The 24,185-nt window shown below is 44.4% G+C and carries 14 protein-coding genes and 1 pseudogene; 6 read left to right on the top strand and 9 right to left on the bottom strand.

The features are described 5' to 3' along the window. Positions 1–154 (top strand): annotated as a pseudogene (locus tag QUB44_RS17100) (IS630-like element ISAcma34 family transposase); the annotation flags it as partial. 534 nt (positions 155–688) lie between these two features. On the opposite strand, the gene QUB44_RS17095 reads toward QUB44_RS17100, so the two are convergent. From QUB44_RS17095 to QUB44_RS17080, 4 genes are all read right to left on the bottom strand, one after another. Next, positions 689–1,420, bottom strand: coding sequence for a DUF7873 family protein (locus QUB44_RS17095; protein ID WP_333369538.1), 732 nt, complete (start codon positions 1,418–1,420; stop codon positions 689–691). A 374-nt stretch (positions 1,421–1,794) separates the two neighbouring features. Next, positions 1,795–1,992 (bottom strand): hypothetical protein, encoded by a 198-nt coding sequence (locus QUB44_RS17090; protein WP_333369537.1) that lies wholly within the window; start codon positions 1,990–1,992, stop codon positions 1,795–1,797. Positions 1,993–2,039: 47 nt separating this feature from the next. Next, positions 2,040–3,314 (bottom strand): glycosyltransferase family 4 protein, encoded by a 1,275-nt coding sequence (locus QUB44_RS17085; protein WP_333369535.1) that lies wholly within the window; start codon positions 3,312–3,314, stop codon positions 2,040–2,042. Between the two features lie 72 nt (positions 3,315–3,386). Beyond that, positions 3,387–3,668: a hypothetical protein gene (locus QUB44_RS17080; RefSeq protein WP_333369533.1), complete on the bottom strand. Its 282-nt coding sequence runs from the start codon at positions 3,666–3,668 to the stop codon at positions 3,387–3,389. Between the two features lie 345 nt (positions 3,669–4,013). Between QUB44_RS17080 and QUB44_RS17075 the strand changes: the two genes are divergently transcribed. After that, on the top strand, positions 4,014–4,265 hold the full coding sequence (locus tag QUB44_RS17075; protein ID WP_333369531.1) for a hypothetical protein: 252 nt from the start codon (positions 4,014–4,016) through the stop codon (positions 4,263–4,265). Between the two features lie 3 nt (positions 4,266–4,268). On the opposite strand, the gene QUB44_RS17070 is transcribed toward QUB44_RS17075, so the two are convergent. After that, positions 4,269–5,162, bottom strand: a complete 894-nt coding sequence (locus QUB44_RS17070) for an EI24 domain-containing protein (RefSeq protein ID WP_333369529.1) — start codon at positions 5,160–5,162, stop codon at positions 4,269–4,271. Between the two features lie 89 nt (positions 5,163–5,251). Here QUB44_RS17070 and QUB44_RS17065 point away from each other — a divergent pair, with 89 nt between their 5' ends. Beyond that, positions 5,252–6,043, top strand: a complete 792-nt coding sequence (locus QUB44_RS17065; RefSeq protein ID WP_333369527.1) for a 2-phosphosulfolactate phosphatase family protein — start codon at positions 5,252–5,254, stop codon at positions 6,041–6,043. A 136-nt stretch (positions 6,044–6,179) separates the two neighbouring features. Here the strand turns inward: QUB44_RS17065 and QUB44_RS17060 are convergent, their stop codons facing one another. Continuing rightward, positions 6,180–7,565, bottom strand: coding sequence for a lipid-A-disaccharide synthase-related protein (locus QUB44_RS17060; protein ID WP_333369524.1), 1,386 nt, complete (start codon positions 7,563–7,565; stop codon positions 6,180–6,182). A 263-nt stretch (positions 7,566–7,828) separates the two neighbouring features. Here QUB44_RS17060 and QUB44_RS17055 point away from each other — a divergent pair, with 263 nt between their 5' ends. Further along, entirely contained in the window at positions 7,829–8,392 is a 564-nt protein-coding gene (locus QUB44_RS17055) for a Uma2 family endonuclease (protein ID WP_333369522.1), read from the top strand. 49 nt (positions 8,393–8,441) lie between these two features. On the opposite strand, the gene QUB44_RS17050 is transcribed toward QUB44_RS17055, so the two are convergent. From QUB44_RS17050 to QUB44_RS17040, 3 genes are all read right to left on the bottom strand, one after another. Beyond that, positions 8,442–13,637 carry a PAS domain S-box protein gene (locus tag QUB44_RS17050; RefSeq protein ID WP_333369520.1) on the bottom strand — a complete coding sequence of 1,732 codons (5,196 nt, stop codon included), beginning with the start codon at positions 13,635–13,637 and terminating at the stop codon, positions 8,442–8,444. A gap of 402 nt (positions 13,638–14,039) precedes the next feature. Then, positions 14,040–15,332: an ATP-binding protein gene (locus QUB44_RS17045; protein ID WP_333369518.1), complete on the bottom strand. Its 1,293-nt coding sequence runs from the start codon at positions 15,330–15,332 to the stop codon at positions 14,040–14,042. A gap of 183 nt (positions 15,333–15,515) precedes the next feature. Further along, positions 15,516–17,834 (bottom strand): tetratricopeptide repeat protein, encoded by a 2,319-nt coding sequence (locus tag QUB44_RS17040; RefSeq protein WP_333369517.1) that lies wholly within the window; start codon positions 17,832–17,834, stop codon positions 15,516–15,518. A gap of 160 nt (positions 17,835–17,994) precedes the next feature. Here QUB44_RS17040 and QUB44_RS17035 point away from each other — a divergent pair, with 160 nt between their 5' ends. Together QUB44_RS17035 and QUB44_RS17030 are read left to right on the top strand one after the other, a co-directional pair. Next, a complete protein-coding gene (locus tag QUB44_RS17035) occupies positions 17,995–20,541 on the top strand; it encodes a glycosyltransferase (protein WP_333369515.1) in 2,547 nt (848 codons plus the stop codon). A gap of 127 nt (positions 20,542–20,668) precedes the next feature. Next, positions 20,669–24,175, top strand: a complete 3,507-nt coding sequence (locus QUB44_RS17030) for a glycosyltransferase (protein WP_333369513.1) — start codon at positions 20,669–20,671, stop codon at positions 24,173–24,175. The last annotated feature ends 10 nt before the right edge of the window (positions 24,176–24,185 follow it).

Here is a 24,185-nt window from a genome sequence, read left to right as displayed (position 1 = left end):
CTCTCCAGAATTAAATTTAATTGAAATTTTATGGCGGTTTATTAAGTATGAATGGATTGAGATATCTGCTTACAAGAGTTGGGAAACTTTTGTTACATCTGTGGAAAAAATCCTGAAAGAATTTGGAGAAAACTATGTAATTAATTTTGTCTAGCTACTTATTGGTTTTTCAAGGTTCTGTAAGGGTTTCAGGCTTCTATCAAGTTTCTAGCAATTCTCGGTAAATCGAGTCGTGTACATAGCGTGACTGAAGCCTTAGAAACAATATAGCACGGTTACACCCAAAACCCAGCAGTTCTGACCTTACTACTGGGTTTATATTTACCGCCCATTTGGGCACGCTATCACATTTAAGTCAAGGATTTAAGATTAATAGCATCGCGCTCTACCGATTGAGCTACCCCCCTGCGTTTGGTAGAGGGGGCTGGATATGAGCCAGCAACCTCGATGATGTGATTTTCCTGACATTCGTTTTAGCGATCGGCGGTGAATGCTGAGTTTAGAGTAATAGCTTGCTGTTGAATTTGTACGCAATGCTGCCTCTGCCAATTGGGCTACCCCTCTATTTTGGGTAGAAGGGACAGGAGTCGAACCTGCACTATCACATTTGTACGGTTTAAGTTGAAGTTTGAGTTTGAACTTGTACTCTGTTTATATCTTAAACCATAACTATCAAAAAAGCAAGCAATTAGCGGAAAATAAACTGAAAAATTCGCTCTCCCACTCTCTGCTCCTCAACTTCAGAATTATTAGCTTCTTCGCGGGCGAACATAACAGCTTGCTGCAAGATTTCCACCCTTTGCAGCAACTCATTGATCCGCCGTGCTGGCAAAGCTCCAGAAAACTTGACAGTCCGCCAATAGCCGATCGTAATATCTTCGTAATAAACATCGACTTGAGCCGGATGGTGTTCGGTAGCTTCAGCTTTGACGTGATTGCGCGGAGTTTTAAAAGTCTTGAGAGTTTGCATCGGTTCAGTTGCCCAGCAGTCTGCCGAAGCATCGAAGTTCCAAGTCTCGGAAGCATCTAAGACTGGAAGTTTTTTGATGAATGCTTGCAAATCTGCTAACTGCTTTTCAATGAATAGCAAATAGCTGACGGGAACTTGGCTCAAAAGCACGTTTCCGTCTACAGTTACGTCAGCGCGGGCGCTACAATTTGTCCAATCTTTAGTTGCGGTTACGTCGAAGAGTTTGGTCAAAACTTCAGTCGTTTTGCGGATAATCTCTTCTGCTTTGACTTCAACTTTTTTGGACTCTGGCGGCAGTTGTTCGCCTTCTTCGTCTTTGGGACGGTAAGTGCGGGAGATTCCAGAAAGCACAGCGGGCTTCTGGAGGGCTTTTTGAGCTTCTGCTAGTTCTTGGACGGATCGGCTTTTGATGCCTTTTTCGATCGCGATAATTTGATTTAAGCGTGCCATTGTTTAATGCTATTGATGCTAAATTACATTTGTAGTATAATATGTTTCACAAAAAATACAAGTTTTTCATTCGATCGTCAGATTGGGACGACCGGATTCGCCTGTGACCCACTACATCAAGTACCTGCGGTAATGCCAAGAGCTGACTCCGGCTAAAGGGATCTCGCTCTTTGAGGATGTTTGACAATACGGAGAGAGACAAAAAGGCCCAGGCAAGTGTGCGTAGCATCAGTCGAATCATGGCAATGTGGATCAAGGCTTCTTTTGATGCAGGTAATCGCTGATAATCAACATTCCGGCGGCGACAACCCGCACAGCCATCAGTAACCCCAGGGTATCGACGAGCGTGAAGCATTTGCGTCATGCAGGTCTTTTTACCCCCTTCCTAGCCGGCGGTCAATCAAAGTTTGAAATGCAGCTTTTACGGCACCGATATCGACCGCTGATTTAATCCCATGTGCCCCAGAAAGTTTATCAGTTAAACCTTCGGGCGAGCGTTGATGGAAAAACCCATTAGACTGCTGAATTTGGGAGAGAGTAAATGAAGTTTCCGAAGTTAGTATTTGACTCATATTTTCTGAGGTTTTTACTGTTTAATTAGCTCGGTAACTGTGAGTTACTAGCTTTGTTTAAAGCTTGTTGTACTTACTTCTTCAAATACAGATAAGTATTGACTTGCTTGTTTTTCTAAAGTAAATTCCTGTTCAACTTTTTCTCTGGCACGACTTGATAAAACTTGCCAACGCTGCCGAGATTCTAACACCCAAGCAATTCCTTGCGCTAAATCTTCTGTAGCAAAGGGATGAGCCAAATAGCCATTTTGTTTGTGTTCTATTAAATCTGGCATTCCACCAATTTTAAAAGCTACGCAAGGAGTGCCGCAAGCTAAGGCTTCCATGACTGTGTTGGGTAAATTATCCTGAACTGAAGGAGCAACGAAAACATCTGCTGCTGCATAAATAAGTGCTAAAGAGATATCGTCGTTTAGACTACCAAGATAGCGAGTTTTTAAGTCTATATCCTGTTTTTCGTGTGGTTGAGATGCACCCAATACAATTAACTCCCAATTTTGTAAGTTTTCATAATTACTTAGCTGCTTTAAAGCCTGCAGAAGTAAAGGAAAACCTTTCCTTTTGTCGCTGGAATTCAGCGCACCGAAAAGAATCAGTTGCCGATCTTGCGGGAGATTTAGTATATTTCTGGCTGTTTGCCGATCGCACGGTTTATATGTGCCAGTATCCAATGCGTTTGGAATCACTCTAATGTCACTATTTTTAAATAGCGAACTGGACTTTGCAGAGTCAGCGAGCCATTTGCTAGGACTGACAACTGTGAGTTTGAGATTTTGCCATGCTTTCGCTTTTCGCTGCAAAACCCAGCGGGACAAATCCCAGCTTTTATTATGGCCGAGTAGAGGACAATTGCCGCAGGATTTGGTGTAGCCATCGCACTCTTGGCTGTAACAGCATCCACCCGTAAATGCTGACATATCGTGCAGCGTCCAAACAATTGGTTTATTAAACTCAGACAGCGCTTCGGCCGCAACAAATCCGTCACCTATCCAGTGCAAGTTAACGACATCTGGATTGAGAGCAGCAATTTGCGACGTAATTATATCGGGGAGCCATTGCACGGAGAAAAGTACCGGAGGTCTTTGTCTGTTCCTGTAAAATTGTAGCGGCAAAGCATCCAAAACAGGACGCGCTTTCCACATTCTTTGAGCTACCTTGTTAGGAGCACTCATTACAGTGCTGTCGTCAATTCTCCGATCTTGAACTAGCATCTTGGAGTCAACTCCTACCTGAATTAACCCCTGATGCAGCCGATAAGCTGCGCGCGCGGCTCCGCCTCCTCCTTTTGGATCGTAAGTGTTAATTAACAACGGCTGAATCATTTTTTATTAGTGATTTTTTTTTTCAAACCGCAGAGTCGCGGAGGACACAGTGAGAAGAGAGGATTTTTCCAATCAGTTAGGATTGCTGTACAAACTCAATCTCCGCCCAATTCTACCAACTTGCCTGAGCGCGAAGGAGCAAAGAAATTGCTCAAACAAGTTAACCAGGACATCGCCTGCGGCGACTCGTCCGCATCTGGGTCGATGGAGGATTTTCTGGGGCGGAGTTTCTCCCTTGAGTGATGGATATATGCCGATGGATTCGCCCGTGTCGTCAAAAGACCTGATGGCACTCAAGGTTTTGTACTGCTTCCCAAAGGCTGGACAGTAGAGCGCACCTACGGTTGGTTCCATTGATCTCGCCGCCGAAATGTCGATAGTGAGCGATTACCTGCATCCTCAAAAGCCTTGATCCATATTGCCATGATTCGACGGATGCTACGCAGACTTGCCTAAGCCTTTTTGTCTCTATCCGTATTTTCAAACATCCTCTAACCAAAGTGTAGTAAACTTAACTGTTTTTGAGCGATCATACTACCTCTAAAGATAGATGCGAAAATACCTCTTACGACAAATGGCAATAGAACTAAACATTTTTTAACATATAGATAACAAAGGGAATCCGAGGAGACACCAAAAATCCTTAAGCCCTTGGCGTGCCCCGGTTAATCAGATTCTTAGCAAACAAGGGCTAAATCAATGAACCAGCAAAACTCCGAAGTTTTAGCATTTTTGCCCATGCTCCAAAAAGGCATTTGGTTGTTTGGGATTCTCTCTTGGATATTCGGGCTGACAGATAGAACTATTGCACTATTATCTGACGGATATTTGTCGGCGATCGATATTGTCCAGCTATTTACAGCATCCTTTTTCTTCATTAGCTGGCTGTTGTTAAGCCCGTTTTTGGGTCTTAACTCCCAGACTCAGCCGAAGGAAGAAGCATCTCCCTAGTTTTTAATTTGTAATGTTAGTTTCTTGAGCGATACTTCTCTCTTCTGAGGCAAAGCGGGCCGGCCAAATGCGATCGCAAAAAAACAACGTTCCCGCCGTTACGCACAGCGGAATCGCCAACAGATTCAACAGGGGAATACTCACCAAACCCAAACAAACCACACCAAAACTCCCGCTGGCCGGCAAACTCGCCCAAATTATCTCCAACTTCTCCTGAAAAGGTCGCCTCCGCCTCTCCAAAGGTGCATCTAAAAAGTCCAAACAGACAATAGTCGCGCCCAAAGCTACGCCACCCAAACTGCTAAGAATAGAGCCGACACCAGGGATAAAATGCAGCAGCAGCAGCGGTATGCCGACGCTAAACAAAATTTGTAGTTTTCGCAGTTCAAAGGCGATCGCCCTTTGAATATCCCTAAAACTACTCGCCAAATTCATTGGTGCTTCTGCGGGTAATTGACCGTTCCGCAGGAGTTCCAATTGTTCGGAAAGTTTGCCGTACCAAGGCGAACCTAAAATCACACCAAACTGCACTAACAAAAATCCAATTATCAGCAAAAGTCCTGACACTAGGAGTACGCGCAGCAGCCAGCCGAAAGCAACTGTTAACACGCCGAGAAAGCTCAGCCAAGCTGGAAAACTCGCAATTAAAGTATTAAATCGGACGGACAAATCGGCAACCAAAACATCTATCCCTGCCAAACTGGGAAATAGCAAGCTTAAATAAAGACCAATACCAATTATAAAATTTAGCACCACGGGAACTAATACATAAGTCCACAGCTTGGGAGTTTGCAAAATCAGCGTGAAAGCTCGCAAAGGATAGGTGAAACCTGCCAGGAGTCCAATTGGTGCGGTAATGGCGGCGTGGGCGGGGTTTGAATTGAGCTGTTTTGACATATTTTCTGCTTTTGAGGACTTGACTCTATTTTCTATTATCCACTTTCCATTATTATTAATGATGAGGATTTATCGCAGGTTGCCCAAAAGTGAAGCTTTTTATTTACCATACCCCGGAACTTACGCCAGCCGACAAAATGCCGGCTTGCGCGATCGCAGTTGATGTGCTGCGGGCGACTACGACAATGGCAACGGCCCTGAATAATGGGGCGGAAGCTGTCCAAGTTTTCAGCGACTTAGATAAGCTGATGGCCGAGAGCGAAAAATGGCCTGCTGATAAGCGGATTCGCGCTGGAGAGCGCGGCGGCGGCAAAGTTGACGGATTTGACATGGGGAATTCTCCGCTGGACTGCACGCCAGAAAAGGTGACTGGGAAGCGAATTTTTATCAGCACAACTAACGGTACTCGGGCTCTGCAGCGAGTGCAAGCTGCTGCAACTGTGTTAACGGCGGCTTTGATTAACCGCAAATCTGTGGTGCAGTTTTTGTTAAATAAACAGCCGGAAACTATTTGGATTGTGGGTTCTGGTTGGGAAGGAAGTTATTCGTTGGAAGATACGGTTTGTGCTGGTGCGATCGCCCAAAGTCTCCTAGCAGAAAGCGGTATTCCTGCGAGCGATTTTGCTGGTAACGATGAAGTATTTGCGGCTATTGCTCTTTATTTGCACTGGCAAGATCGGTTGCACGAATTGTTGGAAAGAGCCAGCCACGGCCAGCGCCTCCTCGGTTTAGGTGTTATTGAAGATTTAAAATATTGCGCGCAAACGGATACTTTAGATGTGCTGCCAGTGCAGCGAGAACCGGGAGTTTTGGTTAAGTCGGATTTTAAAATTCCTCAAGCTAATTTCTGGGATCAATCTTCGGAAAAAACGGCGAATTAAATTTTTCTGCGAGTGCCGTATTAGTAAGGTGCGCCTAGGCGCACCCTACGGAAATTAGTAGGTAGTTAGTGAACAATATTTTTTTAAATCAAGTAGGATTAAAAATAGTCGGTAGGGACAAAAGATTCTTTTGTCCCTAGTCTATGGCAGGCAATGGAGAATTGCTGCATTCACCGCCGAAGCGCTGAATTAAACACTCGGCAATTCTGGCTGCTGCACCGGGTTCTCCCATGCGTCGCCAGCCATTTTCAGCGATTAGCTGTAACCTGTCGGGGTCGCGGAGCAAAGACTGCACGGCTCCGGCAACTTCGGCGGGATGTTTGACTAAAATTAATGACGGGCCTAACAGGCGACTTTGAGCTTCTGCAAAAGCGAAAGTAAATTGCGGGCCGTTGCCGGGAATGGCGATCGCAGGTTTTCCTAAACCTACAAATTGTTCTGTAGCCGTTCCGGCCATTGCTATTGCTAAATCGGCTTCATACAAACAATCGTTAAAACTTTGCTGAGTCAAAATCATCGTGGCGTTTCTCTGCACAAACGTCAAGGGCAATAGCAAATTAGGAGATTCTTTCCGAATTTCTTGAGCACTAGAAACAGGATGTCGCAAAATACTTCCTTCACGCCGCTGTGTTCTCATTTCGCCGTCTTGTCGCCAGCCGAAAAAATCTAAACTAGGTCGCAAAGCTTCTAAGTTTAACTCTGGAGAAATGGCTCCGAAAAATAACAATTTGCGATCGGCAAACAGCGACAAAATTCCGGCTACAGCCTCTACTATTAGCAGCCAATTAGCATAGGCTTCCGGCGCTCTAGAACCGGGGAGTAAGGTGATGATGAGCGATCGCTCCATTTCCCGAAACTCTGCGTCAGGGCCGTAAAAACCGGCTGGGTTTTCCGGTTCGAGTCCGTCCATCATCGGATTTCCGAGATTGTAAGCGGGAATTCCCAGCTTTTGTAAAGTCTCGGCGGTGAGCGCGTCCCTGGCAAAAACGGCTCGACAGCGCGATCGAGTCATCAACCAGCGCTCCCAAGGCAAATAAACCGAGCGTGGCAAACCCCACCCACCAAAGACCCTAGATTTGCGAGCCAGAGGCCCGTTCTCGTCCCGCAAATAATACTCGGACTTGGCAGTACCGACAAAGGCATAGGGCGCGCCGCCCAGCCAAGCAAACAGCAGCGGTACAATATCCCCGCAGGCTAAAATAACGCCGTCTTGATTCCCAGACTGTTGTTGAGTCCGCACCCAAGCGCGGATGGCTTTAAACTGAGCGATTGTCAACTGAAGCAGGCCGCCTTTGACATCGCGCAAAAATTCCCTTCCGTCCATGTAAATAAAGCCGCCCGAAGGCATCCGCTGCACCGGGCCGATGATGCGGGCGTTTTCTAGTTGAGCGAAAGCTTGCCCTTCGCCCACTAGCGGAAACACGGCTAATTCTGGGGGATGCGGGTGCTGTTGCAGTTCCCGCAAGATGCGAAGGGCGATCGCGTCTTCTCCGTGGCCGTTACTGAGGCAAAGTAATTTCAATCCCAACTCTCTCAAAAACTGTCTCTGAATATATAGCCATCCTAAATCATTTGTGAATTTCTTACTCCCTCCCCTTGATAAGGGGAGGGTTGGGGTGGGGTCAAAAATTTACGACTCATTTAGGATTGCTAGATAGAAGCAAGATTAGCCGCAGGATGCAAGGTGGTATAGCCGAAGGAATAAGTAAGTGGATCGCCGATCGCACGAGTCCGGGACTTTTTGGTAAAATAGCAGATGAAACTCTATTTTAGAGGTAAAATCGGATGGTACAAACCCTGCCAAAATCTTTGACACTCCAAGAGTTTCTGAAGTTGCCAGAAACCAAACCAGCCAGCGAGTACATTGACGGTGAAATCATTCAAAAACCGATGCCTCAAGGAGAACATAGTGTCATTCAAGGCGAGTTGACAAGCGCTGCTAATACTGCTCTCAAACCTCAAAAGGTGGCGCGAGCATTTCCAGAACTACGGTGCATTTTTGGCGGTCGAGCGATCGTTCCAGACGTGACTGTATTCACTTGGGAGCGCATTCCCCGTCAAGAAAATGGTGGTGTGGCAAATGTGTTTGCGATCGCCCCGGATTGGACAATTGAAATCCTCTCCCCCGACCAAAGCCAAACTAAAGTTACTAAAAATATTTTACATTGTCTCAAACACGGAACTCAAATGGGTTGGTTAATCGATCCAGAGGAGCGATCGGTTTTTGTATATCGGCCGACTCAATCAACGGAGGTGTTTGACGAACCGGAACAGTTATTGCCCATGCCATCTTTTGCCAGGGAATTGCAACTGACAGTAGGAGAATTATTTGGTTGGCTATTAGAGTGATATCATGTCCGATCGAGCGACCGGACATAATATCACTACTGACTCCTGACTACTGACCATCGATATATTGCTTTAAAGTATTCCGAATTTGTTTGAGCTGAAATCCCTTAGCAAGTTGGCGCAGCTTCGAGACAAACGGCACTAAATTAGGTTCTAAACTCTCCAACTTAGCACTCTCCTCAAAAATTTCTTCAATATCGCCCATAGCTGCGAGTTTCAAAAGTTTTGCTACCGACTCAGAAGCCGCAGGTAACAGAGAAGAATAAGCAGGAAAATCAGAGGCTGGTGACAAACTGGGAGTTTTGCGCTTGTTGTTTTCCGAAGATTCCCCATAAATCCATTCTAGTCCCAAACGCACGCGCAACTGTTCCAAAAAGTGATTTGCTTCGATCGGTTTGGGAAGAAAAGCATCGTACCCTGCGAGGATGCTGTCTTGCTGCGTAGCCTCGAAAACGCTAGCTGACATAGCGATTAACACAACATCTTTTACTTCCGGCAACTGCCGCAGTTTCCTTGCACTTTCTAAGCCATCCATTACAGGCATCCGCAAGTCCATTAAAATCACATCCGGTTGAAATTCAACTGTTTTGCCGAGGCATTCTTGCCCGTTTTCGGCCTCTGCAACCTCAAATCCCAAACGCCGCAGCAGCCTGCACAACAAATCGCGATCCAGTTGATTGTCATCCACTATTAGCACTTTCCGCTTGTTGCCTATAAAACCAACAAGCCAGCGTTTTTCCTGCAAAGGAGACACATCCAAGTACCGTTTAGCTGCGGGCAATTCTAAATCTACCCAAAAAGTGCTGCCTTTTCCCAAAGTGCTGTGGACGCGAATTTCGGTTCCCATTAGTTTCGCTAATTTCTGGCTAATCGAGAGTCCGAGACCTGTACCTTCAACAAACGTATTGCCTCCTACTTGGTGGAAAGGCAAAAATATTTCTTCTAACTTGCTTTGCTCTATTCCTGTGCCGGTATCCTCGACTTGAAAGCGGATTTTTAAAGCGTGTTTGGCTGCGATCGGATTGTGGGCGAAGCGCATATAATTTTGTTTCAGTTCCGAACTCAAAGTCGAGAACTGATAATTTTCTCCTTGCCCTTGACTCCAGGCCCCTGTGCCGACATAGCCGACTTTGAAAGTCACACCGCCGCTGTTAGTAAATTTAACGGCATTGCTGAGTAAATTTATGAGAATTTGGCGCAATCTTTTTGGATCGACACGAACGCAGCTAGGCAGGGGAGAGACTTGTTCGTAATGGAATAAAATTTCTTTTTGAGAGGCCCGCATCTGAAACAGATCAGCAAGATTTTTCGTAAAATTTAGAAAATTCAACTCTTCCGGGTAGAGTTCCATTTTTCTAGCTTCAATTTTGGAAAGATCTAACACATCGTTGATTAACATTAGCAGGTGTTGACCGCACTGTTGAATATTGCTGAGACTTTCTTGGTGATCTGAGTTTAAGTCTTTGTCGGTTTTGAGGATTTGAGCGTAACCTAAAACGCCGTTTAAAGGCGTGCGTAGTTCGTGGCTCATGTTGGCAAGAAATTCGCTTTTGGCGCGGTTGGCGCTTTCTGCGGCTAATGCAGCTTGTTGGAGGGCAGATTCTGCAAGTTTGCGATCGACAATTTCCGTTTGTGCTTGTTGAAATAGCGTCGATTGCTGGATCGCGATCGCCAATTGTACGCACAATTGCCGCAGGGATTCTATTTCTGAGGAATCCCAGGGACGGGGGCCGCTGCAATCCTGGGCGATCAGCAGTCCCCAGAGCTGATTTTCTGCAGTCTGTTCGGTCTGAGAAATGCTTTCTCGTGCTTTTAAAATCGGTACTATTAAGTTAGCTTTTACTTCAATTTCTTCGAGAAACTTCATGTGGCATTCCGTCAAATTTTCCCGGTAAATATCTTCCATAGATCTAATACAGCCTTGCTGATAAACTTCAACAAATTTTTCTCTAAAACAGCTATCAATATTGTTAAAATTTAGCAGCGAAACTCTATCTTTTGCCACGGATTCCACAACGACAAAGCCGCTCCAGTCGGGATTAAACCGGTAAATAACTGTGCGGTCTGTTTGCAAAAATTGCCGCACTTGTTCGACAGCAGTTGTCAGGACTTCTTCTAAATTTAGGGAGGAGCGAATGCGATCGAGTATGGCAACTACTAGCCGTTCTCGCCTTAATTGCTGCTGCAGAACCATCTCCGCTTGTTTGCGTTCGGTAATGTCGGTAATTACTCCCACTAACCCGATTAAATGACCAGCTTCATCTTTAATGCCGTCGGCGCGAAATAAAGTTGTTACCAGTTCGTTGTTTTTAGTGTTGATTTTGAGTTCGCCTTGCCAAGATTTGCCTTTACGGATCGTTTTAAACATTTCTAGCAGTACTTTAGCTTGGGGGTAAATTGCTGTTAATCCGCCTGCTGTGTTTAGTTCTTCTGCTGTGTAGCCGTACTGTTGAACAAAGGCTTGATTGTGGTAGAGCGATCGCCCTGTCAAGTCAGCAATGCCGATCGCATCGCTGGTGCTTTCCACCGCTTGAGTAACTCGCAGCAAATCTAATTCTGCTTGTTTGCGATCGCTAATATCAGTAATAGTGCCGATATAGCCTTTAATTTCCTGCTTGTCTCCGATTTCTGCAATTGCCTGACCTATCACCCAAATTACACGACCGTCGGGACGCTGAAAGCGGTATTCTGATTTAAAAGGAATTTTCTCAATAATTGCTCGATGCCATTCATTTTTTACCCGCTCCACATCATCGGGATGTATGGCATTCATCCAGCCAATTTCTGCTGCTAATTCTGCGTTTAATCCCGTAATTTCGCTCCACCGCTGATTCACATAAAGGCAATTTCCCAAGGTGTCGGTGTGAAATATGCAAACTGGCGATGATTCTGCTAAAGTTTGGTAGCGACGCTGGCTCGATCGCAGGGCTGATTCTACCTGTTTTCTATTAGTTATATCGCGGACTATAGAAATGATTTCGCCACCTATAAGCCTTGTCAGCGACAATTCTTGAGGGAACTTAGTACCGTCCCGGCGCTGACCGCTAGCTTCTATATTGCAGTACCCTTTTTGCAGGAGCATCGGCATTATTTGTAGTTCAAAAAATAAATTTTCTGCTTTGCTGTAGAGCATTTTCCATTTCTTCCCATACAGTTCACTAGGGCTAGCCAAACCGTACATTTTGAGATAAGCGTCGTTGGAATAAATACATTCTTTATTATTATTAAAAATTGCGATTCCGTCATAAGCAGCGGCCATTGCTACTGCTTGGCGCTGGAGTTGACACTCTGCTTGTTTACGAGAGGTAATGTCGTGGCCGACTGAGTAGATTAAACCTTCTTCGCTAAATGGCGATGCCGTCCACAGGAAGTATTTATAAGAACCGTCTTTGCAGATGTAGCGGTTTTCAAATGAGATACTGGACGTACCCGCTATTAGTTTTGCTCCTTCGGCTGCGGTCGCTTTTCGATCGTCGGGATGAACAAATTCGATCATTGGCTTGCCCAACATTTCACTAATACTATAGCCTAAAGCTGTTGACCAAGCTGGGTTTAAACGTTTAAAATGACCGTCGAAACCTACAATACAAAGCAAGTCTAAGGAGATGGTGAAAAAACGATCGCGCTCTGTTTGTGCCTGCTTTAATTCAGTGATATCCATCACTAAACCGTCCCAGAGAATATCGCCTTCGCTGCCCGATTTGCTTTCATTATTGAGCCTTTCTGGTCTCGCAGCTCCTTGCAGCCACTTAACTTTTCCAGATGGCAAAGTTTGCCGCCACTGCTGCTGCCAAGGTTCCAGCGTAGTGGCTGAAATTGCGATCGATGCTTTTAAATCTAAGAGGTCGTCTGGGTGAATTCCATTGGAAATCAGTTCCGCATTTTTCTCTATTGCTTCTGCCTCTAATTCGTAGAGTTGCCGGCTGCCTGAAGAGATGTAGGGGAAAGATATTTTTCCAGTGGCTGACATTCGTAATTGATAAATTATTCCCGGCAGGTTAGCTACCAATTTTTGAAAGCGAGCTTCGCTTTGTTCCAGGGCTTTTTGTTGCTTTCTGTATTCGGTAAAATCTCTAATTGTACCCACTATTACTTTACTGCCGTCTGCTATTTTGAAAATGCTTTTTTTTGTAGAAATTATGTGTTCTCTCCCGGCAGAGTCTGTGAATTTTTCTTCGGTTTCCAAGCAGACACCCGTTCTCAATACTTCTTCATCTTTTGTCCAAAAAACAGCAGCTTCTGATTGGGGGAAAAAGTTATAATCTGATTTGCCGATCAGTTCTTGGCGCGATTTGCCGACCAACTGACAAAAAGCATCATTTAATATCATCCAGCGGTGTTGCTCGTCTTTGACAAAAATTGGGTCTGGCGTAGCATTTATGGTGTGGTTTAAAAATTCTTCTGACGCTTTCAGTTTGGCTTCGTAGCGGTAGCGATCGCTCACGTCCAACACTACTTCGATTATCCGGTCGATAGACCCGTCCAGGCGACGGATGCAGCGCAGGGAAACTCGCGTATGAACTATTTCGCCGTCTTGTTTGAGCCACCTTTTGTCTGAGATGTAACCGTCGAGCCTACCTGCTAACATCTGAGAAAAATTTTCACAATTAGCCTCCAAATCCTCTGGATGAGTCAACTCTAGCCAATTCTTTTGCACGAGTTCGTAGCGCTCATAGCCCAGTAAATTGCACAGGGCATCGTTAACTTCTATCCAGTGGCAATTTAGAGGAATTTCGCTGTCAATAATTGGAGCGATGATGGCAATGCCGATCAGGGAATTTTCCACCACCGAGCGATATTTTTCTTCACTTTTTCGCAAAGCATCTTGACTGTTCTGGCGTTCTATGGCGTAACGGAGCGATCGAATTAACAGTTCGCTGTCGATTTTTCTTTTTACCAAATAATCCTGTACGCCTACCGAAATCAACCGCAGGGCAAGTTCTTCGTCGTTTTGGGCTGTCAGAACTACGATCGGCACATTTACCCCGTACTCTTGTACCCGAGCCACCGTCTCGATTCCCAGACTATCTGGCAGTGAAAGGTCTAATAAAATTATGTCAAAAGTTTCTTGATTCAATAGCTGCTGCGCTTCGCTGAGGCGCTCTACTTTCGTCAGCACTATACGCTGCTCGCCGCCAATTTCTGACAGCAAATCTTCAATCAGCTCAGCTTCATGAGGGTTGTCTTCTACTAACAAAACTTTAAAGCAGATAGGAGGCAAAGCTAAGTTAAAAACTGCTTTCATAATATTTTTAATCAATAAACTGTTAAAGTAACTTGAATTTTACCTGGTATTTTTATGGAAGTCATTCAATTGCACGTACACCTACATCAACTGTCAGATTGGGGGTAAGCAAGCGCTACAAAATTTATGTTTAATAATTAAAATTATATCACGCACTAAGTATACTGTCAACGGGAAAACATTTTTATTCTAACTTGCCATTTCTACCATTTAAAAAAGAATCCAACTGTAGCCCCTCTCCCCAACCCGATAGTCACAGTCATTCCCAATTATTCAATGCTTTCATCTAAACTATTAAACAGTATTAACTTCTACATTGTAGCTTCTAGGTTAGGAGTGAAAGGTTATAAAATAATACATTTTACCTACTTTAGAACTTATACCTTTTGAAGTATGTCTCGATTAAGCGAGAGTAAAGTAAAAAGTTGAACCTTGATCCGGTTCCGATTCCACCCAGATACATCCGTCGTGAAGTTCCACAATCTTTTGACAAATTGCTAAACCAATACCTGTCCCAGAATATTCTCTTTGAGTGTGCAAGCGCTGGAAAATTTGAAAGATGCGTTTTTGATGCTGCGGAGCAATACCAATTCCATTATCTGAGACAGAAATTAACCAGTTTTCCTCCTGTTTGCAAGCGGTAATATGAACCACAGGCGGTGCATCGTGGCGATATTTAATCGCATTGCTGACTAAATTTTGAAATAGCTGTACGAGTTGAGAAATATCCCCCATTACCGCGGGTAATTCGCTGTAGGTGACAACGGCTTTAGTCTCGCGGATCGCCCCTTGCAGGTTCGCGAGTGCTTGCTCGACTGCATGATTGCAATCTGTCAGTTCAAAAGGTTTCCGACTCCGGCCAACGCGCGAATATTCGAGTAAATCGTCAATTAAAGTTTGCATTCTGGTGCAGCCCTGAACGATATTACCGATAAACTTACTACCTTGGCTGTCGAGTTGGTCTTTGTAGCGTTTTTCTAAAAGTTGAGCGTAACTGGCAATAGTTGCTAAAGGCGCTTGCAAGTCATGAGAAGCCACATAAGCAAATTGTTCTAGTTCTGCATTTGAACGCGCCAATTCTTGGTTAGATTTTAATAGAGCAGATTCGGCGCGCTGGCGGTGGGATATCTCTTGTTGGAGTACCAAATTTTGCTCTTGCAGAGCTTTTTCAACAGCGCGACGGCTGCTGATTTCTTGTTGCAAAATTTGGTTTTTTTCCTGAAGATTTTTTTCGACTGCTAAGCGGCTCGTGATTTCTTCTTGCAGCAGCATATTTTGTTCTTTTAGCTGCTTTTGTAAATTCCGCAGGCTGAGGTGACTTTCGATGCGGGCGAGCACTTCTTCAAACTGAAATGGCTTGCTGATATAGTCAACAGCTCCCACAGCAAATGCGTTTACTTTGTCAAAGATTTCATCTTTAGCGCTGATAAAAATTACCGGGATTTCGCGAGTTTTTGCTTCTATTTTCAAGTGCTGACAGACTTCGTAGCCATTCATTTCTGGCATCATTATGTCGAGCAAAATCAAATCTGGTGGATTAGAATTGCAGGCTCTCAAAGCCATTTTTCCGTTAATCACGCAGCGGGGAGTGTACCCCCTCTGAGTCAACATCGTAGACAACAGACGCAGGTTTTCTGGTGTATCGTCTACTACTAAAATGTTTCCTAACGGCGTCCCTGGTTGGTGAGTGTTCATTAATTATTTCCCAGTTCCTCTTTTCTTCACAAAAAATGTTTGTAGCTATTTTATTTAGGACTTACGGAAAACACCCGGTTTCTAGTAGGAATATGGGGGAAAGAAAACGAGGAATCCGCTCATAAACCGGGTGTTTAGCCGTTTGTGCACAAGCAAGTCCTGTTATTGTTTGTTTACCAATCCTCAAATCCCTAGCAGCAGAGTCAGAGCATTATTGTCCCAAGTCAATCCTTTGTCTAAAACGTTAAATCCCGCGACTTTGCACATAGCTTCTAAAGCAGTAGCTGTAGGTAGCCACCAGCACGCCGCAAAATTGTCCATGTCAAAAACGGCTTTTTCAGTTATCCCTATAAGTTGGTTGTTGTTGATGTATGTCCGCCAATAAGCTGTTAAAATAGCTCGTTCTGCGTCGTCCAAAGCTGGAATAAACATTACTCCAGAAGTGGGAATTTCATAGCGTCCCACCTCATTTTCTATAACTTCTTGGGTGATAGCTGAAGTGAAAACTAAATGCTCGCGAGTTATCTGACGCAAGGCAACTAAAATCTGCAACGGATGGGGGTGATGGTACAAAACTCCTGCACAGTGAACTACATCGTAAGGCTCGCCAATGTCTGCAAGCTGAATCTGAGTGATATCTTGATTGATACAGTGATAATTAGCAATATTTAAACTTGTCATGCGATCGCGAAAATCTTGCCACCAGTGGATGGATGCCGGCATGGCATCAATCATTGTCAGAGAAACTGCACCGTATTTGCTAGCTACAGATACTTTTTCGCTGACAGTTCCCCACAAGCCACCGACTTCTGCAAAAGTCTTGCCTTTGGCGACTCGGGCAATGTAACGATCGCGAATATCCTTAGCTTCTAACTCTAATAATAGAGTAGATTCCCCTGTTTGACGCTGTTTTTCTAAAATATCCTCTAATTTTTGGGATATTTCTGGATCTTTTGGTCTAATTTCTAATGCCATCAAGTACAACATTATGGCTTCGTTACGCCGATCGCTCTCAGCAAAATTTTGGGCTATTTCGCAGTAAAATTCAGGAGGGTGCAGCGGGTGCATTTCGTGGTGATAGTAGCTAGTTGCTACATCTGAATCTACCGGAGTTCTTTTAATTAGAGCCTCACCTAACTTTATGTAAATTTTTGGTAGAGACGGGTCGATTTGAAGCGCACAAAGGTAGGCGGAAACAGCATCGTTCCATGCGTGACTTCCACTCAAAGCATCGCCTAAATTGTAATAAGACCAAGAAATACTGGGATTAAGTTCAATAGCACGTTGGTAAGCGGTAGCTGCGGCTTTCCACTGTTGTGTTTTTAAGAGCACTTCTCCTAAATTGTGGTAAGTCCAAGAGAATTCTGGATTGAGTGCGATCGCCCGCCGATAAGCGAGTGTTGCTGGTGCAAACTTTTGAAGTTTAACTAAAGTCAAAGCTAAGTTATAATACGACCAAAATAAATCTGCATTTAGGGCGATCGCCCGTTCGTATGCAGCCTCAGCTTCTGACCACTTTTCTAGTTGAAAAAGAGCATCTCCTAACTTGTGAAAAGCTGCGAAAAAATTCGGGTCTACTTCAGTAGCGCGCTGGTAAGCTGCAGCGGATTCAGACCATTCTTTTAATCGATCGCAAGCTGTACCGATGCTGTAGTAAGACCAAGAATAATCCGGGTTAATTTCAACAGCCGTGCGGTAGGCTATCGCAGCTTCTTGCCATTTTTCTAAATTGAGCAGCACGCTGCCTAAGTTGTAGTATGACAAAAAAGAATTGGGATTTAAATCAATACTTTTTCGGTAGGCAGCCTCCGCTTCGCGCCAGAGTTCATTAGCTTGCAAAACATTGCCTAATTTGTAATAAAGCTCCGAAATGTCCGGCTGGAGTTGAATAGCTTTGCGGTAGTTAACAATAGCTTCGTCCCACTGCTTGATCTCGCTAGCAGCTTCGGCTATTTTGCAATAAGCTTCGCAAAAGCTCGGGTTTAAATAAATCGTGCGGTGGTAACAAACTAGCGCTTTTTCTGCCTTTTTTTGGGCAAGTAAAGTATTACCCAAATCTAGATATTCTTCTGCTATTTCTATTGGTTCCACGATGAGTGCTTGATACCAACAGTCTGCTGCTTCTTCAGCTTGACCGACTTGGGTAAATATCCGGCTCAAATTACGGTAAAATCCTGCAAAGTTTGGTTGCAGGGAGATGGCTTTTTGGTAACAGGCGATCGCCTCTTGCCACTGTTCCAAAGTAGCGCAGAGAGTGCCGAGGTTAGCAAAAGCTTCGGCAAAATCTGGTTGCAGGGCGATCGCAACTTTATACCAATACCTTGCGTCTTCTAGTTTACCCTGAGCTTGCAGCGCTTTCCCCAAGGTCTTGCAAGTCTCTGCAGAGTTGGGTTCAGATTCCAAAACTTGTTGGCAAAGTGCGATCGCTCGATCGAAGTTGCCTGTAGCTAAATAAAGTTCTGCCTGTTGCTGAAAATTCACCTGTGCTGTTTCCGAATTCATTTTTTATTTTCCTTTTGAGTAATCATTCCATGTAAAATTATATGCTACACTTTGCCAAAGTTCAAGTTTTTGTAAGTAGATCTACTGAACACAAAATAATGCTGAATGTCCGCCACATTAATCTAAACTAGATAATCATAGGTTAACAGCGAGCTAAATAATGTCAACAGTCAATCAAACACCGCTAATCAGCGTAATTATACCAGCATATAATGGATCTCGCTACATCGTGCAAGCGGTTGAAAGCGCCCTAGGTCAAACTTTTACTAATTTGGAGATTATTGTTGTAGATGACGGTTCGACAGATAGCACGCAGCAAGTATTGCAGCCTTATCTTGACAGAATTCGCTACATATATCAGGAAAACCAAGGAGTAGCAGCCGCCCGAAATATTGCTTGCCAACTAGCGCAAGGCGAGTTTTTGGCATTTCTAGATGCCGATGACTATTTCCTATCATCCAAGCTAGAGAAACAACTAGCTTGCTTTGACGCTGACCCCACCTTAGATATGGTGCAAACAGGTTGGCTGATCGTCGATGAAACCGAGCGAGAGATTTCTGCTGTCAAGCCTTGGCAGCAAGCGTCTAAATTAGATTTAGAAAGCTTTATTCTATATAAATGCGTGCGACCGAGTGCGATGATGCTGCGCCGAAAGTGGTGGGAAAAATTGGGCGGTTTCGATTCTCAGTTGCCACTAGCAGAAGATTTAGACTTTGCCTTGCGTTTGGCTTTAAAGGGGTGCAAAGCAGTTTGGTTAGAAGAAACACTTACCTGTTACCGCCAGCACAATTCTAATCTCATGTCAAGCGGTTTTCGCGTAATGAAGAATATAGAAATTGTGATGAAAAAATTCTTCGCTCGACCCGATTTGCCTCAGTCAATCCGGCAGTTAAAAAACCCGGAACGCTATCAATGCTTAAAATGGCTGGCATGGCGGATGTATCGCGACGGTCATTTAGCAGAGATGGCTCAGTGTTTAGAAGAGTCATTGCAATATACACCTTTTTCGCCCACAAAAACAGTCTTGAATTGGCTGGAAAGTTTTCAGATGGCTTCTGAAGAATATGGTGAAAATTTTGACGCTTATTCGCTGAGTAAGTTAGCCCAATGGCAAGAGATAATTTTGATGGTGATGACTAATCCACTCCCATCTCAACAGAGTTCTATTCTTCCCACACATTCAAAAGCGCAAGCCCACATTTTACTCTACAACACGGACGATCCGGGCGTGGGAGGATTAGCGCAATACAATCATGCCATTCTTTGTCAGTTAGCCCTATTAGGATATCGAGTCACTTGCGTGCAAACCAAACATTCTAGCCCCTTGCTGGAGCGAGAACGAGAGTTAGGTATAGAGCATTTGTGGCTGGATTTTAGCGGACATAAAAATTTACAGCGGGTGTTAAGAAATACTCAGGATGCACGAGAGCTTTTTGCTAGCAATCAACCGGATATGATTATTTTTAGCGATGGTTGGCCATTTTCCAATTTTGCTGCTAAACAGGTAGTTATTGAAATGGGAATACCATACATGATGGTGATTGGGTTAGTTATGCCAGAACACGCAACTTTTGCCTGCGGGGATGTAGTGCCTTATGCGGAAGGAGTGCTCTACCACTGCCTGCAAGCTAGAGCATTGATTGTTGGGGCTTACGAACATTTGAATTTATTGTGCCAACATTTCAAGTTGCCGAAAGAGCGAGGACAAGTGATTTACTTGGGGCGTTCTCCTGAATATTTTGCACCTCCTAATGCTGCGGCTCGTCAACGCCTGCGACAAGAAATAGACATTCCTGAAGATGCGATTGTTTGTTTCACATCGGCTCGATTGGCATCGATTAAAGGGCATCGATATCAGATCGAAGCAATCAAGCAGTTGCAGCAGTCTCCTGTGTGGTCTAAACTGTATTTTGTGTGGGCAGGAACGGGTGAGGGAAGCGCTGATAATGTAGAAATAGAATTGAGGGAAACTATTAAAGAGTTAGGCGTGAGCGATCGCGTGAAGGCGATCGGACAGCGCTGGGATATCCTAGATTGGCTCGATGCTAGCGACATATTCATTTTGACTTCTGTGGCAGATGCAGCGCCTTCCCTTGCAGTTATGGAAGCGATGGCTAAGGGATTACCGGTAGTTGCAACGGCTGTGGGCGGCATTCCTGAAGGGCTTGGCGATACTGGGAAATTGTTGCCCGATCCGAATACCGATCCAGAGGGAACCGCGAGGGAATTGGCGAAAACTGTAGAATCTTGGGCGATGAATCCAGAATTACGGCATCAAATCGGTCAAGCTTGCAAGCAGCGGGCCGAGAAAGTGTTTAAAGAGGAACGGATGTTGGCAGAGTCTATTGAGGCGATCGAAAAAGCTTTACTTTGCGATCGCCAAACAGATCCATTTGTTACTCAAAAAGAGGTGCAGAGGTCAATGGCGAAAATAGAAAGCCGGGTGAACTACAGCTCTTTAGTGTGGAATGCTTGGCAGGCTTACTGTCAAGAAGATCTAAGCGGAATGCAGAAGTGGCTTCAAAAATCTTTGAAGTACACACCTTTTTTGACTACAGAAACACTGTTAAACTGGGTGGAATATTTTGGCAATTTTTCCTCAGCAAAAGGGCATCATTTAGATACATATTCTCTAATTAATTCTGCTGAATGGCAACAATTAGTCGAGGAAGTACAGGGTGTTGAATCTGTCTTTTATGCACGCTAAAATACCAGATTTACCTTTCAAACTATAATTTGTGTCAGCAGTATAATTGGATCTTCCTTCTTCCTGACCTCCGTTACATCCGTTTCAGAATCCGTTGCCGAACCCTTCCTTATCACCGATAAAATTCATGTCAATAGCAAATCCGACACCGCGAGTAAGTGTAATTATTCCAGCATATAATGGATCTCGCTACATAGCGCAAGCGGTAGAAAGCGTCATCAGCCAAACCTATAAAAACTGGGAAATTATCGTCATAGACGACGGCTCAACCGACGACACCCGCCAAGCATTGCAGCCTTATTTTGACAAAATTCGCTATGTTTATCAGGAAAACCAAGGAGTAGCTGCTGCTCGCAACCGAGGAATTCAGGAATCCCGAGGTGAATTAATTGCTTTTTTAGATCAAGATGACTTTTTCTTGTCCGATAAGTTAGCTGGACAAGTTGCGTTATTTGACGCTCAGCCATCACTAGGAATTGTTAATAGTGGCTGGCGAATGGTTAAAGAGCAAGGCGAAAGTATTTTCGATGTCACACCCTGGGAATACTTGCCTCAGCTAGACTTAAAAACCTGGATTGTTTATATGCCCCTACTTCCCAGCGCCATGATGTTTTCGCGGCAGTGGCTAGAACGAGTCGGTGGCTTTGATTCTCAGTATGATTCAGTAGACGATGCCGACTTAATTGTGCGTTTATCACTATCTGGGTGCGAAGCTGTTTGGTTGCCTCAAGTGACAGTATGCTACCGCCAGCACGGGCAAAATGTGTCCATCCAGAGAGCGATAAAACAGGCAAACCTTTGTATTAAATTAAAGCAAAATTTCTTCAGTAGAGCCGACTTACCAGAGGACATCCGCCAATTAGAAAAGCAGGCGTTGTATGAAGCTCTGACATGGATGGCGTGGCAACTTTACTACAGCGGCTATCCGGCAGAAATGACTGACTATTTGCAAAAATCTTTGGATTATACCCCGTACTCCCTGACAGCAACTATAGCAGATTGGGTAAAGCGCATCACTGAAATTGCTAAGACCTACGGCCGCAATATCGATGCAATTTCTCTCCGAAAATTACCAGAATGGAAACAGTTAATGGCTAGTATTATTACTTCCAAAAAAGTGCGCGTCAGTGTCATCATCCCGGCTTACAACTGCGATCGCTACATTGTCAGAGCCGTAGAGAGTGTTTTGGGCCAGACTTATCAAAACTGGGAAATTATCGTCGTAGACGACGGTTCTACTGACAACACTCGCCAAGTTTTAGCACCTTACCTCGATTTAATTCAATACATCTATCAAGATAACCAAGGAGCGGCAATTGCTCGAAATCATGCTTGTAAGTTAGCCAAAGGGGAATTTTTAGCTTTTCTAGATGCTGACGACTTCTTCTTACCAGAAAAACTAGAAAAACAAGTAGCTTGCTTTGACGCTGACCCCACATTAGATATGGTGCAAACAGGTTGGGTAATCGTTGACAAAAACGAGCAAGGCATCTATGGAGTCAAGCCTTGGGAAGAAGAACCCAAATTAGATTTAGAAAGTTTTGTTTTGTACAAATCCGTGCGTCCCAGCGCCATGATGCTGCGGCGAGAATGGTGGGAACGCTTGGGGGGTTTCGATCATAGGTTGCCGCCAACCGAAGATTTAGATTTTGTGCTACGTTTAGGTTTAAAAGGCTGCAAGTCAGTTTGGTTAAAAGAGATATTAACCTGCTATCGTCAGCACGACAGCAATATCATGTCTAACGGCTGCAAATTAATGAAAAATACCGAAATTTTGATGGAGCAATTTTTCGCGCGACCAGATTTGCCTCAGCACATCCGCGACTTGAAACGCGCGGAACGTTACAAGTGTTTCGTATGGATAGCATGGCGGATGTACCGCGATGGATATTTGGCAGAAATGGTCGAATGTCTGGAAAAATCTTTGTATTACACTCATTTGACAGGTACTGAAACTGTTTTTAATTGGCTGGAAACTTTTAAGGGGGTTTCGGAACAGTACGGCGACAACTTTGATGCCTATGCCTTAACCAATTTACAGGAATGGCAAGACATAGTGGCGATCGCAGCGAACAATCCTTATCAGTTTCAATCGGCTCCCCGTTCGACTTCTCGGCAGCTAAGACAGCACGTACTCCTGTACACAGAAGACTCAGGAGTCGGCGGATTGGCTCAGTTTAACCACTCGCTGATGTGTAAATTAGCTGCCGATGGCTACCGAGTAACCAGCGTTCAAAGTCAAGCTTCTAACCCTTTAATTACCGAACAAAAACAGCTAGGTATCGAACATATTTGGCTAGAGTTCGACACGATGAAAGAGTTTTTGCGAATAGCTTACAATTTGGATGATGCTCAAAAGATTTACGCCCAGGCTCAACCGGATTTAATTATATTTAGTGACGGCTGGCCGATGGCTAACTTTGCAGCGAAACAAGTTGCGATCGAGCAAAATATACCGTACATAATCAGTCTGGGTTATATCAATCGCAATTATGAAACCTTCGATCGCGGCGATCAAATCCCCTATTTCGATGCAGTTGCCTACCAGTACATTGTAGCCAAAGCAGCAGTAGCAGTTTCCCACGAAAATTTAAACTTGTTCCGAAGTCTATTTAAAGCGCGTCTAGAACGAGGAAAAGTAATCTATTATGGCAGACCAAATAGTTATTTTGAGCCGCAGAATTTTTCCACTCGCCAACGCCTGCGTCAAGAACAAGGAATCCCCGAAAATGCTGTCGTTTGTTTTACGGCGGCGAGATTGACTCCTATTAAAGGATATCAGTATCAATTGCAGGCGATCGCCCAATTGAAAAATCGTCCAATTTGGCCCCAAATTTACTTTGTTTGGGCCGGGCCTGGGTCTACTACTCACGACAATATGGAACCTGAATTAAGAGCAACTGTGAGCAAATTGGGAGTAGAAGAACAGGTGAAATTCTTAGGACAGCGCTGGGATATTGGCGATTGGCTCGACGCCAGCGACATCTTTATTTTATCTTCCCAAGCAGAAGGAATGCCGTTAGCAATTATGGAAGCAATGGCGAAAGGATTGCCCGTAATTGCCACAGCAGTTAGCGGGATTCCTGAAGAATTGGGAGACACGGGAAAGTTGCTCCCCGATCCTACAATCGACCCAGAAGGAACAGTAAAAGAGTTGGTACAAACGGTGGAAATATGGGCAGAAAATCCCGAATCGCGCAGACTTGCAGGACAAGCGTGCAAAGCGCGAGCCCAAGAACTATTCAAAGAAGAACGGATGCTTCGGGAATATGAAGCAATAATTGAACAGGCATTTGTAAGTAACGATGAGAGCGACAGTTTCTCTATTAGTCCGAAACTCAAAAAGCAGCTACAGCAAGTGGATAGCCTGGTGAAATACTATTATTTAGTGTGGAAAGCTTGGGAGGCTTACGATCGGGGAGATATGTCCGAGATGGCGAGTAATTTGCAATCGGCTTGGGTCTGCACGCCTTATTTTACCACAGAAACTATCTTTGATTGGGTGAAAAATTTTGGTATTTTTGCTGTGGAAAAAGGAGTTAATTTCGATACTAACGAGCTGATTAACTCCCGATCGTGGCAACAAGTGATAGAATCAATACAGGGTTTTGAAGTGTTTTCATCGGTTCGTTAAAACTGAGTTC

Origin of the sequence: Microcoleus sp. AT3-D2, assembly GCF_036705715.1 — a bacterium.
GTDB lineage: Bacteria > Cyanobacteriota > Cyanobacteriia > Cyanobacteriales > Microcoleaceae > Microcoleus.
The sequence above is the reverse complement of the archived record's forward strand: the minus strand, read 5'-3'. Positions and strand labels throughout refer to the sequence as shown.

Excerpts from the sequence above, each read along its gene's own strand:
- QUB44_RS17095 (WP_333369538.1), bottom strand. The coding sequence starts at position 1,420 with ATGGCACGCTTAAATCAAATTATCGCGATCGAAAAAGGCATCAAAAGC.
- QUB44_RS17090 (WP_333369537.1), bottom strand. The coding sequence starts at position 1,992 with ATGAGTCAAATACTAACTTCGGAAACTTCATTTACTCTCTCCCAAATT.
- QUB44_RS17085 (WP_333369535.1), bottom strand. The coding sequence starts at position 3,314 with ATGATTCAGCCGTTGTTAATTAACACTTACGATCCAAAAGGAGGAGGC.
- QUB44_RS17080 (WP_333369533.1), bottom strand. The coding sequence starts at position 3,668 with ATGGAACCAACCGTAGGTGCGCTCTACTGTCCAGCCTTTGGGAAGCAG.
- QUB44_RS17075 (WP_333369531.1), top strand. The coding sequence starts at position 4,014 with ATGAACCAGCAAAACTCCGAAGTTTTAGCATTTTTGCCCATGCTCCAA.
- QUB44_RS17070 (WP_333369529.1), bottom strand. The coding sequence starts at position 5,162 with ATGTCAAAACAGCTCAATTCAAACCCCGCCCACGCCGCCATTACCGCA.
- QUB44_RS17055 (WP_333369522.1), top strand. The coding sequence starts at position 7,829 with ATGGTACAAACCCTGCCAAAATCTTTGACACTCCAAGAGTTTCTGAAG.
- QUB44_RS17050 (WP_333369520.1), bottom strand. The coding sequence starts at position 13,637 with ATGAAAGCAGTTTTTAACTTAGCTTTGCCTCCTATCTGCTTTAAAGTT.
- QUB44_RS17045 (WP_333369518.1), bottom strand. The coding sequence starts at position 15,332 with ATGAACACTCACCAACCAGGGACGCCGTTAGGAAACATTTTAGTAGTA.
- QUB44_RS17040 (WP_333369517.1), bottom strand. The coding sequence starts at position 17,834 with ATGAATTCGGAAACAGCACAGGTGAATTTTCAGCAACAGGCAGAACTT.
- QUB44_RS17035 (WP_333369515.1), top strand. The coding sequence starts at position 17,995 with ATGTCAACAGTCAATCAAACACCGCTAATCAGCGTAATTATACCAGCA.
- QUB44_RS17030 (WP_333369513.1), top strand. The coding sequence starts at position 20,669 with ATGTCAATAGCAAATCCGACACCGCGAGTAAGTGTAATTATTCCAGCA.